Source organism: Vogesella mureinivorans, assembly GCF_007644035.1.
Taxonomy (GTDB): Bacteria; Pseudomonadota; Gammaproteobacteria; order Burkholderiales; family Chromobacteriaceae; genus Vogesella; species Vogesella mureinivorans.
The window spans coordinates 1-316 of sequence record NZ_VMTV02000106.1; the positions used below are offsets into that span (position 1 = coordinate 1).

At 59.8% G+C, this 316-nt stretch carries 1 protein-coding gene; it reads left to right on the forward strand.

Going from position 1 to position 316, the window contains the following annotated elements:
- Positions 1-316, forward strand: a 316-nt coding sequence (locus FLQ44_RS02845) for a toprim domain-containing protein (RefSeq protein WP_147692966.1), incomplete at both ends; no start/stop codon positions are given.

The following is a 316-nucleotide window of genomic DNA, read 5'->3' on the forward strand; positions in this document are numbered from 1 at the left end:
TATGGATGTTGTTGCGCTGGCGCAGTACGACATTAATTATGCCGTTGCGTCGCTGGGAACGTCCACCACGGCGGACCATATCCAGCTGCTGTTCCGCGTCACCAACAACGTGATTTGCTGTTACGACGGTGACCGCGCAGGACGCGACGCCGCCTGGCGAGCGCTGGAAACCGCGTTGCCGTATATGACCGACGGGCGTCAGCTACGCTTTATGTTCCTGCCCGACGGTGAAGACCCGGATACGCTGGTGCGTAAAGAGGGTAAAGCGGCGTTTGAAGCGCGGATGGAGCAGGCACAGCCGCTCTCCACGTTTCTG